Below are 15,204 nucleotides of genomic sequence, written 5' to 3' on the forward strand. Positions count from 1 at the left end.
TCAACTGGATATAGCGGAAGCAATTCTCAGTTTGATCTTTTCGGCGTCATTTTGGGCTGGGAAAAGCCTTTTGAGGAACGCCGTAAACCCTTCCATGGGGGCTTGACAGCAGCATCCCTGCTGCCGACATCCTCAAAAAGCTTCCCCCAGCCCTTTTTTCTCTTCAAATTGAGAATTGCTGATTTAGCGGAAGCAGCGGTTATCAAGGGGATCAATGTGCATCAGCTGCGATATGCAGTGATAAGCCATCATCTAAACCCATGTCGGTGACCCTGAACATTTCGCTGCCCCGAATCGCCATTGAGGTAATTGAGCGAATAACGAATCACGACGGAGCACCGGAAAAAAACAGCAGAGCCGCTACGGAAACTGCTAAATATGCGATCCATGCAGTCATAGCTGTTCTCCATCAAAGAGTGGTTTATGGTAAACAGCGTTTTGAGTGCTGAAACCGATTGGAAAGCAAAAAGTTGTGACCACGACGGTCTCCGAAATTAATGGTGGTTGAATCTAATCCTAGCAATCCGGCCTTAATTAAACAAATATATGTAATATATATAAACGTTCGTTTTTATTAATTAATAATGGCTTAGCTGAATTACCGCCATCTCTTCTATTTCTTGAAGATGATCAATGAAAATAATCTGGCATAAGCTAAAGAGCGCGTTATGAAGTCTGGATTTTGTGAAGCCCTAATGCAGAAATGACGCGATCGGCTAGGGAAAAGAGCTAGAGCTGAAACACCTTGCTAAGGAACGAGCATGAAACAACTTCTTCAAAGACTGGAAGGGGTTAGGTCAGCAATTCCCAGTTTGAAATTTTCAGCGTCACTTTGGGCAGGGAAAAGCCTTTTGAGGAACGCCGTCAAGCCTAAACGGACGTATTCACGGCGTCCTATCAGACAGGATAATTGTCGCCGAACACAGTCATGCTTGTAGAGGTTATTTTGTGCTTATTTCTAAGCTGCACCAGGGTTGTTGCTGACAGCTATTGGACTTAGTTACGCGTCCTTTGAAATCAAGTACCTACACCCTCAATTAAGCGGGCGAGTAGTTACCATCAAGGCTTTCTAATCACTTCCTCCCTCAACACATCAAACGCGTTAAAGGCAATGGTTAAACTGAGCTTTAAATTGATAATGCTGGCCAAAACGCTACTGGTGAAAATGCAAATCATGATGGCCAGCTGGTATTTTACCGCCAGCCAAGGTTCGCTTCCGCCCAGTATTTGTCCTGTCATCATGCCAGGTAGAGACACCAGCCCCATTGTCGACATGCTCGCGATGGTGGGATTGATCGCTGCTTTGATGGCCTCCCGGTAATATGGCCGGACCGCTTCCCAGCGGGTCGCTCCGAGCATCAGGAATGTCTCGTATTCATTTACGTTACTGCGCAGTGCAGAATAAAAGCGTTCCAAAGCGATAACGTTACCTTGCAGGCAATTACCGAGGATCATTCCGGCTAAAGGTACGATATAGCGGGCATCGTAAAAATGGGGCGGCTGTATGACTAAAATGACCAGGTAGGCCGTGGTAAAGAGGATACTGGAGGCAATAGCCGTAAAGGTGGCCAGCGCAAAATAACGGGCTTTCAGCCCTGCTCGCTTGAGTATGCTTAAATCGGCCACTATCAGCATCACCAGAATCCATAGACCATTCAGCCAAGGATGATTCAGATTGAAGAGTGTTTTTAGATAGATCCCAACCAGCGCTAATTGGATGGTCATTCGCAGAATACTGATGCCGATATCCCGACTCAAGCGCAGCCCTATGAACCACAGCAGTAACCAGGGCAAGGCACAGAGACCATAGAGCAGCGCCATCTGCGGTAGCTTTATATCAAGTGTTTCCATATTGCTTTACCTCAGCCACTTGACCGCTCTCAATTTGAATAACAAGACTACACCGCTCTACCCAATCCGGGTCGTGCGCGACTGAAAGTACCGTGAGCTGCGAGTCAGAGAAAACATCGAAAACGGCGTGTTTACTTTCGTTATCCAGGGCACTGGTTACCTCATCCAGCAGATACAATCGCTTGCCTAATAACAGCCCACGAGCCAAGGCAATCCGTTGCTTTTCACCACCGGAAATACGATTACAGGACTGGTTTAATATACTTTTCGGCAAGTGTAGACGTTGCAACACCTCAGTCAGTTGCGTTTCTGTGGGTTTATGCCCGCGATGCGCTTTAAATTGAAAGGGTAACAGCATTGCTGCTCGAACGCTGTCAGCGCCCAGCATCGGTTCTTGACCAATATAAGCGGCGCATTGCCGAATAAACTGAACAGAGGTTGGCGTTAGCGGTATCTCATTAACGTAAACCGTGCCCAAGGTAATAGGCAGGAGCCCCAGGACTGTTTTCAGTATGCTACTTTTTCCGGAACCTGATTTACCGCATAACACGGCCTTGTCACCGGATAAGAGTGTCAAGCTGATATCAGTCAGTATTGTTTTTTCGCGGACCGCGACGCTCGCATGGTCGAATCGAATGATAGCGCTCACTGAATGACTGACTCCGTTAATATTTCTGCCAACCGGCTGACGCCGGGACCGGCAAAATCAGGATTGGCCAAAATCAGGTAGAGCGGGACTTCCCTTGTATGACCTGTTTTCAACGGCAGCGGCTTTAGAATTCCAGCGCTTAGTTCCTCTCGAATAGACTCTTCAGGCAGCCAGGCAAAACCATAGCCCATAGCGACGGCCTGAATCGATGTAGCCACCTGACTCACTATCCAGCGCTGATCAACCTCGACCGAAACTGCGCGTTGGTCTCGCTTGCTGCCTGAGTCCCGGATCACCACATGGCGATGAGCCCGCAAGTCACTATAACTCAACTCTCGATCGTAATGATGAAGCGGGTGACCGCTATGGGCCACGGCCAGTAAGCGAATTCGCATCAACACATTTCCCAAAAATCCGGGGGGAAGTTGAGGCGAAATAGCCAGATCCACATTGCCGCTAAGCAGCGCATCGGAGGTACCCCCCAATACCGACTCAATCAATTCAATTCGCGTACCCGGACTTTCCTGGCCAAAGCGATCAAGACAGGTCAATAGCCGCTCAGAAGGAAACAATATTTCAGCGGCGATGGTGATAACCGCTTCCCACCCCGCCGAAAGCTTGTGCACGGCCCGCTCTAGATCCTTGGCTTCGTTGACCAGCGCCAGTGCGCGCCGGTAGAGCATATGCCCCGTTGGGGTCAAAATAGCCTTACGCCCTTGAACTTCAAAAGCTTTGATATCCAGTAAGGATTCTATTTTTTGCACGGCATAGCTGACGGCCGACTGGCTTTTACACAGTTTTTCAGCTGCCTGTGCATAACCACCGGCGTCCACGACTTCAATCAAAGATCGCCATTGTTCCAGGGTGATATGTGGGCTCATTTCAATCTATCTAATGAAGTGATGAATATGGCCTAATTATTATGCTTTTTTATCGTTTTTATAAAGCGTTAAATAACTCCACATTCACTGATGGAGGAAATAACCATGACGACACTCTTACAAATCAATTCCAGCCTATTTTCGTCGGGTGGCCACTCTAGCCAACTGGCCAATGACTTTGTCGCCGCATGGCGTGCTATAAATCCCGATGCGCAGGTCAAGGTTCGTGATCTGGCGACTGAACCCTTACCTCATTTGGATGCCCAACGGGTTTCAGCTTTTTTCGCATCACCTGACACCCGAACACCGGAACAGCAGATTTTGGTCAATGAATCGAACGCATTGATCAACGAGATTAAGGAATCTGACTTTATTGTCATAGGCTTACCCATGTACAACTTTGGCATTCCCTCGACGCTGAAAGCTTACTTTGACCAGATCGCCCGCGCCGGGTTGACCTTTCGTTATACCGAAAACGGCCCTGAAGGCTTGCTTGCAGATAAAAAAGCCTTCATTTTTGCGACCAGAGGGGGAATGTATGCGGGCACGGCTCTGGATAGTCAAACCACGTATGTGCGTGATTTTCTCAATTTTCTGGGAATCACCGATGTCGAGTTCATTTATGCAGAGGGACTTAACATGGGTGAAGAAACCAAGGATCAAGCTCTGGCCAAAGCCCATCAACGGCTTGCAGAGTTAGTCATTTGAATCGAAAGATCAATCAGCTGAGCAAAAATCGTCATCTCGGCAGGGATTGCCGGAAAGACGTTGTTGCTGAAGCATCTTTATAACCAGGAAAAATAATCATCGGTTAACTGTAACCGATCATCCTGTTGCCGTCTGTTAAACGAGGAATAAGACATGAGCACACGTACACTTCAACAAATCATTCCATCCATCGCGACTTCCGATGGCGGCGGTGTCAAACTACGTCGAAGCATTGGACAAACCCAAACAATCAGAGTCGACCCTTTTCTGATGTTAGATGAGTTTTCGTCAACGGATGCCGATGATTACATAGCCGGTTTTCCGGATCATCCGCATCGCGGCTTCGAGACGCTCACCTATATGCTGGACGGACATATGCTGCATCAGGACCATCTCGGCAACCAGGGCGATTTGAAAAGCGGCGGAGCCCAATGGATGACAGCCGGACGCGGCATTATTCATTCTGAAATGCCCCAGCAGGAAAGTGGCCGCATGCGCGGCTTTCAGCTTTGGGTCAATCTGCCGGCAAAGGAAAAAATGAAGCCGGCCAGTTATCAGGATGTCCAGCCCGACGAAATTCCACTGATAAATTTGCCGGACGGCGGTCAAGTTAAAATTATTGCAGGCATTGCAACAATTGATGGCCAAACCATCGCCGGACCGATTCAGGGGATAAGCACCGAAGTCTTGTTTCTGGATGTCCGACTTCCGGTGGGCAGCCACTTTGACCTTCCAGTTAATCCAGAGCATAACGCCTTTGTTTACCCTTATGAGGGTCAATTGGCGATAGGCCCAGTGACAAACAGGCGTAATCTGGCATCTCAAAATGCCGGCGTACTCTCGTCCGGTGATCACATCGAAATCCAGACAGGTGATCAAGCCGTGGCATTTTTGCTGCTGACAGGCCGTCCGTTACGAGAACCGATCGTTCAGTACGGACCCTTTGTGATGAACACGCGCGAGGAGGTCGAGCAGGCAATGGCCGATTATCGAAATGGACAACTGATAAGCCTTCCAGTAAATGGCTGACGGGTGGATTGATACAGCAAATCGAATGCGTTTAAAAGCTACCGGATAACAGACCGACCTTTGGCGACTGTTTCGCTGGGTGGCTATCCGGCGTTGCAGGCTGTCGAGTTAGTTGAGCGCTCACGCCAAATTCATCACGGGCAATAAAGTCCGGGTTGATGTATGCATAACCCGTAAACCATTCGTGGGCAAGTCCTCGTTCCGTCACGGTGGTTTTGCCTGCGCCATTGGGGCCGGCGATGACTAATAATCGCGGCTTTTGTCCGTTTTCTGGTGTCATGGATGAGCCGCGTGAAAGGCGCTGCGAACCTGATCGACGGTTTCTAGCAAGTTGACGGTCGGCCAAACAGATTTTATTTCCGAGATATTTCAGGCGCGTCGCTGCCTATATAAAGTAAGCGATTGTTTTCCCATAACACCGCGTATTGCCCAAGACGGTATTTTTTATCCAAAGCAGCCGTAACCGCTTGTTTTAACGCTGCTTGCATTATCAGGCTTTTTTCGGAAGGCCGTTTTTTGTCTGGGCTCATGAGTTTGCCTCTCGTAATAAATGGTTGTAAAAGTCATCGTGAATAATATCGCGCTGCGTACCTTGTTGTTCAAAAATCAAGGTCGGCTCGGTATTGATATTCATGAAGCAGGCGCAATTGTCTACAGCGAAACTGAATTCGTGCAGTAAATTGCACAAACTACGCGAAAAACGGCGCTCGATTGCTTCGACAGGAATATCGTGCCCCCCGTGCGCCACGCGCTCGGCAACCCGCGCTTTCGACATTTCCACAGAAGGCAGAGCCAAATAAATCAGCTCCACATGCCAGTTTAATTGCAGCAAACGCTGCACCAGTTTTAGATAACTCCTGCCGGCCAGCGTGGTTTCAAACGCAAAGTCTTGGCTTTTCATCACACTATTCTCGATTTCTTGCAGAAAAATTCTGCTGGCGGCGACTAACTCGCGTTCGGGAGCCAGCGGTGACAAGCCGGCGGCGATTAAGTCGGCGTTGATGTAACGACTGCAATGTACAATTTTTGGCAAATATTCCAAGGCGAAAGTGGTTTTACCAGCACCATTCGGTCCGGCGATTATCCAGCAGGTCGGCATGGCTTTAACCTCGGTTCACTGGGAGGGATCGTTTCGTAGGTTGGGTTTACCCTAAAGGGCATAAAAGGCGCTAGCCGTAACCCAACGCGTTGGCCTCCGATTGTTGGGTTACGCTCTATCGAGCTAACCCAACCTACACTATTTGGCTGATTTTGCGAGCAGTTGAGAGATTCGTCGTTCCGGCAGGGATTGCCGGAATCCAGAAGCCATGGATGGCATAGAGCTTTCACATCCCTGTGACCTGGATACCGGCAATCCTTGCCGGTATGACGGCGCGAATCAATGGGCTTGGCAGGTTGGCTAGGCATTAGAGCTCGGCGGTGAAGGCTTTTTGGCTGAGTGAATTGAAGCTATCAAATGAACAAACACCTGACTGGTTCAATTTTGAAAAAACATTTTGAATTTTCCAATAAATTTCGGCGAACTTCTTTTGACTGCCAATATCCGGAAAAATTAGCTCACTTTCTTCAAACTTAGCCTTTGAGATATTCAACATTGATCCACTGGTTCCTGTTGCTTGCGATGTTAACAACTCCCTAAATCTAGGTTGTTGGATCGAATAGTGCAAAAACTCAGGCATTAGTTTTACTTTGTTCGTTTCTACCTTCCAAAGCTTATCAGGAAGAAATACATTGTGATTACTTTCTGGAACGATACAAGTTGCTGCTACAAGTTCTCTCGTGTTAGCCCGGCTAAACAACAAATCACCTTTTTTTGGAAAAATTAAAGCTTTATTTTTTGGGATAGTTTCAGATGGAACGTACTTATTTTCGGAAGCTTTAAAAACACCGGAAGTGACTGCACTAATTTTTAAGACACCAAGCTGTTCAGAATTACATGGGATACTCTCACCATTTGCACTCCATCCTGACTTTATTGAAATAATCCCATCTTTTAATTCTTTGACATCCCACCCCTTCGGATTCGTCACCGGATCGCCGAACATGTCCAAAAATACCGCGCGGAGAAATTTGTCGGCGAGTTGGATGGCTTGCTGGTTTTTTCGGCGCAGGCTGTCGGCTTTGTCGAGTATTGCGGCGATGCGTTTTTGTTCGGGTAATGGTGGAACTGGTATTGGTAATTCTTTTATTTTCCCTAGACTTAAAGCAGGCTGGGCAGTTTTACTTGCTATGTTATAAAAGTGCCTCGCAACATGTTTAGTTGCCAACCAGTGTAAAATATATTCTTTAGTGACTAATTTCGAATTAATTTTAAGTTTGGCTACATTTGCAGGAATTATTGCATATGGATAACCCTTTAGATCTGTTAGTTCTGCTGCATATCCAATAGAGCCAATTTTTATAATTAAAATATCTCCAACTTTTACGCTACTCCTATAAAGTTCTTCTGCTTTTTTTTCTGAAATAAATCTTACGTCAAACCATTTAAACTCATTATTCGTTATGTTTTTTCCTTGTAGTACCGGAATACCATCTTCAATATAATCACTAGTTTTTAAGTTAGAGCCAAATGGTCCATCGACAATGGAGTTTTTACTTTGATCGGCAATATCAGAAATTGTCAGCCAATTCCATGTATTAGGTAGTTGCCAACACTTAATCACAACATCCCCTCCAACTCCTTCAACTCCCCCTGAATCTCATTCACCAAACCCATCCACTGCTGCAATATCACTTTCGGGTCTTCATATGCTTCTTCCTGATGTACGGTTTCCTTGTAGCGATTGACCGACAAATCGTATTTATTGGCGGCGAGCTCGGCTTTACTGACCCAGAAGCAGGCTTGGGTGCGGTCGTCGTTCTGGGGCACGAGTGGTGTGCCGGAATCCAGGTCACAGGGATGTGAAAGGCCTTCGCCATCCATGGCTTCTGGTTCCCGGCACTCCACTCGTGCCCCAGAGGGTATGCCGGGATGAAGGGTTTGGGGGGCATCCTCGGAGTTGCCTGATTCCCCCCTTTGAGAAAGAGGGGAGATGGTTTGGTTGCTTGGCTTTTGGCGGGTTTTCCAGGCGGCCAGCACCTTGGGCAAGTCCCCGGCAAAACTGAGCGGATTGCCTTGCTCGTCCTGATACAGCGGGTCGCGTTTGTCGTCCAGTGAAAAGCCGTCGTCTTGCACGTCGTAAAACCAGACATGATCGGTCGCGCCGCCTTTGGCGAAGATCAAAATTGCGGTGGCCACCCCGGCATAAGGCTTGAACACGCCGCTGGGCAGGTTGATGACGGCTTCCAGCTGGTTGTGTTCGATCAGTAACTGCCGCACCGCTTGATGGGCATTGGAGGAGCCGAACAATACGCCTTGCGGCACAACAGTGGCACTGCGGCCGCCGGGTTTCAGCATGTGCAAAATCAGGGCGATAAACAGCAATTCGGTTTTTTTGGTTTTGACCAGTCGTAAAATGAGCGGGTTGATGGTGTCTTGATCCAAACTGCCTTTGAAGGGCGGATTGGCAAAGATCACGTCAAAGGCATTGTGCTCCAGCTCCGGAAAGTGCTGGGCAAAACTTTGGGCCAGGGTGTCCTGATAATGGATATCCGGATTGTCTACACCATGCATATACAGGTTCATCGCGGCTATGCGCAACATGGTGCTGTCAAAATCAAAGCCATGAAACATGCGGGTTTTGATGGTTTGCCATTGTTCCTGGGTTAATAAGTCGCCGGTGTAGATGGTTTGGCTGACGGTTTTACCTTGTTCATCAATAACGTCTTCCTGCATCACACCCTGTTGGCTGCTGTAGATTTCCAGCAGGTATTCCATTACCGCCACCAAAAATCCGGCGGTACCGCACGCAGGATCGGCCACCACTTCACCCGGTTGCGGATCGAGCAGCCAGACCATCAATTTGATGACATGGCGCGGGGTGCGAAACTGACCGTTAATGCCGGCGGTGGAGAGTTTACTGAGCAAGTATTCGTACAAATCGCCTTTGGTGTCGCCGGCATCCAGCGGCAGCGCGTCGATCATTTCGATGGCTTTGACCAGCAGACTGGGTTTGTCGATGACCATGCGCGCATCTTTCATGTAATCGCCAAAGCGGCTGTCGCTGGTGTGTTCGCGAAAATGCTTGAACACTTCGTCTCGCACCAGATTCATCAGGCGCTCGGCATCTTCGATATGGCTGAACTGGCTCCAGCGCAGGTGTTGTTCGTGGTCTTTAAAACGCGGGGTGAACTGGAAATCGGTACGGGCTGCGCGTTTTTCATCCCGACTTTCGTTAATATCCAGCAGACGGGCAAACATCAGAAAGGTGATTTGCTCGATGACGGTCAAGGGGTTGGCGATGCCGCCTTGCCAGAATTCCAGCCAAAGTTTGTCGATTTTGTTTTTCAGGTCGCCGGTGATCATGCGTTGGTTCCAGGTGTTGGTGATGGGTTAGCTTTGACGGGTTGTTTGCCAAAGCTTTCTATGATCGACAGCAATTCGTCGATTTGCTGTTCGTTAGTAAATAAGGCATCCAGTTCACCGATCGCGGCAAACGGCATTTGGTAAAGATGGTCGATTTCTATCGCGCCGCTTTGGGCGATTTGGCGTTTGAGCAAACCTAAAAATTGCACTTGCCGGGCATTGAGGCTGGGGTAGTGTTGGATGAAAGCGGCAAAGCGCTGATTGACCTTGTCCGCGTCCATGCCGACAATGGAACGCAGGATTTGCTCCAGCGGGGCGGCGGTGTCGTAAAAACTTTTTAACACCTGTAAATCGACATCCGGATGATGGGTGTGAATCAAGGCATTGAGGCTGGCCAATTCGGCTTCCGTCACCGCTTCGCCGGCGCGGATTTTTTTGAGGACGGTGTCTTGTTCGAACAGTTCTTTTAAGGCGAGCTCAACTTTAAGCCGGTAGCTGGCCATATCGACTGCATTGAGGTAGGTGCTTTGCTTTTCACGGACTTCGTCGCCATCCGGAATGTCGATGATGGGTTTGTCGACCTTTGGGCCTGTGCCTTTGTCGCGGTGCTGCATGATGCTGCGCAGTTCGGTGCGCGCCTGTTCCAATTCGTCGAGTGAGGCGGCTTGCCACCAGTTCAGTTCGCGGCATTGTTTGATGGTGGCGGCTTTGGCCTTGACCTGATTTAAGTTCATTTGCAGTTGCCAGAGCTGGCTAATCGCTTCGCCGGTTAGGTCGTTAAAGGACTGGCTGTTTTGCAGTTTGTGTTGCTGAATTTGGCAGAGCAGCAAATCCCATTGGTAGGCATCGCTGTGGCCGCGCACATCCAGCCATTGCATCAGCGGGGCGATGTCGGTTTCCAGCTGCGTGACGGTGTTGGGGCTGAACTGGCGCAGCACGTCCAGTTGGCTCATCTGCTGTTTGACTTTCCATTTATCGCGGACGGCAATGGTTTTGTCGTTCAGGCTGTTGATGGCTTTATGCAAAGCGTGCGCGACCCCGTCGAAAAAATCCGGTTCGGCGTGGTGCAAAGCGGTTTGAGCCAAACTCAGTTGGGCTTCAAACAGGCGTTGCATCAATGACTTGCTTTGGCTGATTTCGACCTCGCGTGGCTTTAGGCCGTGGTATTCGACCACGCCCCAATGATCGAAAATCTGAAAGTGGGTTTTGTGCTTGCCGGGGCCAAACAGATTCAGGCGCAAGCGCGTGCCGCGTCCGAGCATTTGCCAGAATTTGACGGGTGATTTGACCGGCCGGGCAAAGACCAGATTGACGATCTCCGGCACATCGATGCCGGTATCGAGCATGTCGACCGAGATGGCGATGGTCAATTGATCGTTGCTGCCTTCGCCCTTGAAGTCGTCGATCAATTCTTCAGCGCGCGGATCGTAGGTGTCGATGACCTGGCAGAACTTGCCGGCGTATTGCGGGTATAGCTCGTCGAAGAGTTTTTCCAACAGTTTGGCATGCTGGTGATTGCGGGCAAAGATGATGGTTTTGCCCAGGGTTTGCCCATCGGCCTGACGAATGCCGTGTTCCATCAGGTTTTGCAGAATCTTGCGGTTGGTATCTTTGTTGAAAATGGCGCTGTCGATTTGTTCAGCGTCAAAATCCAGAGCGTTGGGATCGATGCCTTGATCTTCCAGTGCGGCAATGGCTTCAGCGTTTAAGGCATGACCTTTGATGCCGTCACGCAAAAATTGCGTGGTGTGTTTGACGACCTGATAGGGCACCAGATAACCTTCTTCAACCGCCGTTTCCAAGGTGTAATTGCTGGTGGGTTGTTTGAAGTCGCAAGCGAACAATTGGCACGTCGAGCGACTGATCATTTCGACCGGGGTCGCGGTCAAACCGACTTGCAAGGCATCGAAATAGCGAAACATGTCGCCGTAGATGTTGTAAATGCTGCGGTGCGATTCGTCGGCGATGATCAAGTCAAAAAAGCCGGGATCAAAGGCATCGAACACGTTCATCATCGCCGGATAGGTGGCGACGAAAATGCGGTTGTGGCTGTCCTGCACGCTTTTACTGGTCAGGACCGTAATCGGCGCTGGCAGAAAGGCGCTGAAGGCATTTTTGGCCTGTTTACGCAGCTCGCGGCGGTCGCAGACAAACAATACGCGCTTCACCCAACCGGCTTTCATGCAAACATCGGCCAGCGCAATCGATAGCCGGGTTTTGCCGGTGCCGGTGGCTTGTACCGCCAAGGCTTTGCGTTGTTTGGTTTCGAAGCGTTCGGTAATGCGCTTTAAGGCTTCGTGTTGATATAAACGGTCAGTCAATATCTCCGGTTTGGGCGAGACCGTGTTGAACGGTTTGCGCTCAGTACGCTGACGTAATTGATACTGAAGACTGGATTTGGAATAAAACCCGTACAAACGGCGCGGCGGGTAATTTTGGGCGGGATGATCGTCCCATAGCCAGATGTCGTGACCATTGGTGTAAAAGATGAGCGGACGCTGGCCGTGCATTTTTTCCAGGCCGTCGGCGTAGTGTTTGGCTTGATGGCGTCCGGTTTCGGCATCAACCGCCGTCTTTTTGGCTTCGATGACCGCCAACGGTTTGCCGTTGTCATCCCATAACACATAGTCGGCATAACCTTCGCCACTGGCGGTGGGTTGATGCAGCACTTTTTCTTCCAGCGATACTTGCTCACTGTCCTCCAGTTGCCAGCCCACTTGGGCCAGTTGCAGGTCGATCAGGTATTTGCGGGTAGCGGCTTCGTTGAAATGTAAATCCAGCGCCGCTTTTTGGCCTTTGCTGGTAGCTTGTTGTTTAAGCTGTTCCAGTTCTTCAGCAGTTCGCTGCAGTTGCGCGGCTTTTTGGCGCTCCGCTTCCAACTCCGCCAGCATGGCTTGCATGCGGGCTTCCTGTTTGGCGTACTGCTCTAAAAGGGCCTTGCGTTCTTTTTTATAGTCGGCTTTTTCGGATTGAGCAGGCTTAGGCGGTTGGTAATCGGCAAAGCTGTTTTGATCGCCATTGGCGTAGGTGATGTACAACCAACGGGCAATGTCGAAGGTCTCTTTTAATAGCCACTGGGCGCTTTGTTCAGTGACTTTGTCGCCGTGGGCGGCTTTATTGCCGTGAATGCGCAAGGCATGCAGTTTGTCGATGACGACTTTGGGGGTGACCGCTTCGAAGGCATCATTACTGAGCATTTCCATGAAATTCGTCATCGGTGGCTTGGGTAAACCCAGCTGTTGATAAACGACATCGACAGTTCGCTCGGCAAAATTTCGCAGCTTGGTTAATGCACTTTGCGGATCATCCAGGACATAATGTTCCGCGAAGCCTGCCAATGCAGACAGTTCCGGCCAGCTGGTATTTAGAAACTCAAAATTTTGTGATTGCATAATGTCGATTCTTTCCATGTCCGCTTGATAGCGAAGAGCGTGCCGGTTCTGAATCCTTCAGTTTGGCGGCTGTAAGTTCTGTGATGCCCAATCAGGAGACGCGTATTTGCTTGCTTATTTATTGATGAGGTTTAGTTAAATAAAGCAAAAGTATAACGGGAATTCGCTCAGTACAACCGAGCTATAACAGTTTTTTATCGCGATACAATTAGATATCCATGCTCTTGTTTGGGCGCAGGAAAAACTTGACAGCAATTGGCTAAATCAAGCAGATGACTATAAAAAAGGAGATTAAGGATCTCATTAGGCGCCGCATTCGCTAAAAGTCTACCGCAAAGTGCCATCGGACCTCGTGGCGTTGAAGTTCTTTGAAGACGGAAACGAACTCTTCCAGGTCTTCCTGTAGTGCGGCCCCATTCTTGATAGCTTCCGGATTGGCTCGAAGATACGCAGAAAGTGTTTCCGTCCAGGCGAGGCCTTCGGCAGGCGCGAACCACTGTTCTTCAGGAAGCGTCTCCAGTACCTCAACGTCAGCATCCTCGAGCAATTCTCGAAGCTCTTCAGGATCTTGGCTAACGTAGTCGTACAGGGAATTAATGCCAGCAGCCTTGCAGACCCTGGATAGAGCTTTATCGCTGGTTTGCCCAAACGCTTTACCGTTGACATTCGTTTCAAGGCCTTCGACTTCACGCTCTGAAGCTATGAAGAATGCTACGCCCATTAGTTATTCCCCTTCATGAGATCACGCGTTTATCCATGCAGCTGGCCCGGAACGAAACGCCGAATTTGCATCGGCTTACACGCTATTATTAAGGCCGGGCTAAATTAAGGCTTTTCCTGCTCTATTGTCAAGAATACAGCTTCAACACAAGATTTAAAAAAAGGCATCTGCATTTCATTCTTCATAAACAGATCGAGATAATTCCAAAGTCCGATTTTGAATGGCTGCAGTACCACACGCAAACGACCGCTAAACCTCTTAATTCAGGTCGGGTAGATCGGTTTTTCTCCCGTAATATTGACAAAGCAAGTTCGGCCTAAACCCGACCGTCGGGGTCGCTATCCAATTTCAATAGACAAGGCAACCTTTGACCCAATTGACTGTCCGGTACTCGGCAAGCAAATTGATATAATCACAGGCTCACCCGACCAATTTCGGAGCAGGCCCTAGACCCCGACCATCTCGATTTGGCGATGAACCGTAAGAATTTTCGGTCTTGTATTGGGCTAGCAAGCGGGTTATCGAAGCCAAAAAATAGGAGCTGCGTGCGGCAAGGACCCTTGCCATCGAGAGGTGATGCGGCTAAACGCCCGATGCACGCGAACGTCAAATCGCGTCGGGTGTGCCCGGTTACTTCTGAGCAATTGGGCCAAATTGTTTCCTGATTAGCAAAATGTTTCAGCTTAATTCAAAAGCGCCTGTCATGCCCGTCGGGAAACGGACATCCAGTGCCATGGATGGTAAGCTTCGAGCTATACATGTAACCTGGATTTCGGCAATCCCTGCCGAAATGACGAGGTCGGCTAGGGGAAAAGTGTTAGAGCTGAAGCATCTTTAATAATCAGGAATTGTTTTGGCTTTTAACGATCGCTGTCGAACAGAAATTCTGTAAGGTTGTCCGGATAGGCTAGGAACACCAGAATGCTCGCCATTGTAGACAGTCATGATCACACCTTTTCGTTGATTAGCAACCTGTTACCCGCTCAAGGTAAATGTCAACTGGCCGTCAACAACTGTGTTGATCATGGGTATATCGATCTATAAAGCCGGCAATATCGCTGAGTACCGATGAGCTGTTTTGGAACGGCAAAGCCAGTGCTCCGATCAGGCCCGCATGATCCAATCCATCATAATAATGCGTTTCGACACACCCGCCCGCCCGCTTGACTTTGTCCGTCAGGCTTTCGATATTGAACACCCTCACAGTGTCATCATCGTTGCCATAAAGTAAAAGCAAGGGAGGTTCATTACCGTCGACAAAGTTGACCGGTTGCGATGCCGGATAATTTTCTTCCGGACCGAATACGACTCGCTGGTACTCATCGGTAAAAGGCAGAAAGTCATAAGGTCCAGCCAACCCGACAAAACCACGCAGACTGCTCCAGGTGTCGGCTAAGAGATACTGTTCATTTAAAGTTAATAGGGCGGCAAGTTGGGCGCCGGCTGAGTGACCCATTAGAAATATACGTGAGGAATCGCCGCCGTATTGGCCTATGTTCATTTTAATCCACTCTACCGTGTGCGTAGCATCTTCGATTATCTGTGGGAATTTAACCTCGGGGTAGCGC

At 49.2% G+C, this 15,204-nt stretch carries 13 protein-coding genes and 1 pseudogene; 3 read left to right on the forward strand and 11 right to left on the reverse strand.

All coding sequences use genetic code 11. From position 1 onward, the window contains the following. Positions 1 to 270, forward strand: a pseudogene (locus Q7V32_RS07030) (hypothetical protein); the annotation flags it as partial. Positions 271 to 1,059: 789 nt separating this feature from the next. On the opposite strand, the gene fetB reads toward Q7V32_RS07030, so the two are convergent. Genes fetB through Q7V32_RS07045 form a run of 3 tightly spaced genes read right to left on the reverse strand, consistent with a single transcriptional unit; the run spans position 1,060 to position 3,381 of the window. Then, a complete protein-coding gene (gene fetB, locus Q7V32_RS07035; protein ID WP_304896269.1) occupies positions 1,060 to 1,851 on the reverse strand; it encodes an iron export ABC transporter permease subunit FetB in 792 nt (263 codons plus the stop codon). Further along, the gene (locus tag Q7V32_RS07040; RefSeq protein WP_304896270.1) at positions 1,838 to 2,500 is read right to left on the reverse strand and encodes an ATP-binding cassette domain-containing protein; all 663 of its coding nucleotides are present in this window, start codon (positions 2,498 to 2,500) and stop codon (positions 1,838 to 1,840) included. Before Q7V32_RS07040 ends, fetB begins: the two co-directional genes overlap by 14 nt. Then, positions 2,497 to 3,381 carry a LysR family transcriptional regulator gene (locus Q7V32_RS07045; RefSeq protein ID WP_304896271.1) on the reverse strand — a complete coding sequence of 295 codons (885 nt, stop codon included), beginning with the start codon at positions 3,379 to 3,381 and terminating at the stop codon, positions 2,497 to 2,499. Before Q7V32_RS07045 ends, Q7V32_RS07040 begins: the two co-directional genes overlap by 4 nt. Positions 3,382 to 3,486: 105 nt before the next feature. Here Q7V32_RS07045 and Q7V32_RS07050 point away from each other — a divergent pair, with 105 nt between their 5' ends. Beyond that, complete coding sequence (locus Q7V32_RS07050) at positions 3,487 to 4,089, forward strand: FMN-dependent NADH-azoreductase (RefSeq protein WP_304896272.1); 603 nt, start codon at positions 3,487 to 3,489, stop codon at positions 4,087 to 4,089. A gap of 153 nt (positions 4,090 to 4,242) precedes the next feature. After that, positions 4,243 to 5,118 carry a pirin family protein gene (locus Q7V32_RS07055; protein WP_304896273.1) on the forward strand — a complete coding sequence of 292 codons (876 nt, stop codon included), beginning with the start codon at positions 4,243 to 4,245 and terminating at the stop codon, positions 5,116 to 5,118. A gap of 31 nt (positions 5,119 to 5,149) precedes the next feature. On the opposite strand, the gene Q7V32_RS07060 is transcribed toward Q7V32_RS07055, so the two are convergent. From Q7V32_RS07060 to Q7V32_RS07095, 8 genes are all read right to left on the reverse strand, one after another. Further along, positions 5,150 to 5,398, reverse strand: coding sequence for a hypothetical protein (locus tag Q7V32_RS07060; protein WP_304896274.1), 249 nt, complete (start codon positions 5,396 to 5,398; stop codon positions 5,150 to 5,152). A gap of 73 nt (positions 5,399 to 5,471) precedes the next feature. Then, positions 5,472 to 5,648, reverse strand: a complete 177-nt coding sequence (locus Q7V32_RS07065) for a hypothetical protein (protein ID WP_304896275.1) — start codon at positions 5,646 to 5,648, stop codon at positions 5,472 to 5,474. Beyond that, positions 5,645 to 6,217 (reverse strand): hypothetical protein, encoded by a 573-nt coding sequence (locus Q7V32_RS07070; RefSeq protein ID WP_304896276.1) that lies wholly within the window; start codon positions 6,215 to 6,217, stop codon positions 5,645 to 5,647. The genes Q7V32_RS07065 and Q7V32_RS07070 overlap by 4 nt, the downstream gene beginning before the upstream one ends. A gap of 307 nt (positions 6,218 to 6,524) precedes the next feature. Beyond that, on the reverse strand, positions 6,525 to 7,781 hold the full coding sequence (locus Q7V32_RS07075; RefSeq protein WP_304896277.1) for a restriction endonuclease subunit S: 1,257 nt from the start codon (positions 7,779 to 7,781) through the stop codon (positions 6,525 to 6,527). Next, positions 7,778 to 9,523, reverse strand: a complete 1,746-nt coding sequence (locus Q7V32_RS07080) for a class I SAM-dependent DNA methyltransferase (protein ID WP_304896278.1) — start codon at positions 9,521 to 9,523, stop codon at positions 7,778 to 7,780. Before Q7V32_RS07080 ends, Q7V32_RS07075 begins: the two co-directional genes overlap by 4 nt. Next, positions 9,520 to 12,915, reverse strand: coding sequence for a DEAD/DEAH box helicase family protein (locus Q7V32_RS07085; RefSeq protein ID WP_304896279.1), 3,396 nt, complete (start codon positions 12,913 to 12,915; stop codon positions 9,520 to 9,522). Before Q7V32_RS07085 ends, Q7V32_RS07080 begins: the two co-directional genes overlap by 4 nt. A 319-nt stretch (positions 12,916 to 13,234) precedes the next feature. After that, positions 13,235 to 13,636, reverse strand: coding sequence for a hypothetical protein (locus Q7V32_RS07090; RefSeq protein ID WP_304896280.1), 402 nt, complete (start codon positions 13,634 to 13,636; stop codon positions 13,235 to 13,237). Between the two features lie 1,006 nt (positions 13,637 to 14,642). Further along, positions 14,643 to 15,204 (reverse strand): alpha/beta hydrolase (locus Q7V32_RS07095; protein WP_304896281.1); only part of this gene is annotated, 562 nt, incomplete at its 5' end.

Origin of the sequence: Methylicorpusculum sp. (assembly GCF_030651835.1) — a bacterium.
In the GTDB taxonomy this organism is placed as follows: Bacteria; Pseudomonadota; Gammaproteobacteria; order Methylococcales; family Methylomonadaceae; genus Methylicorpusculum.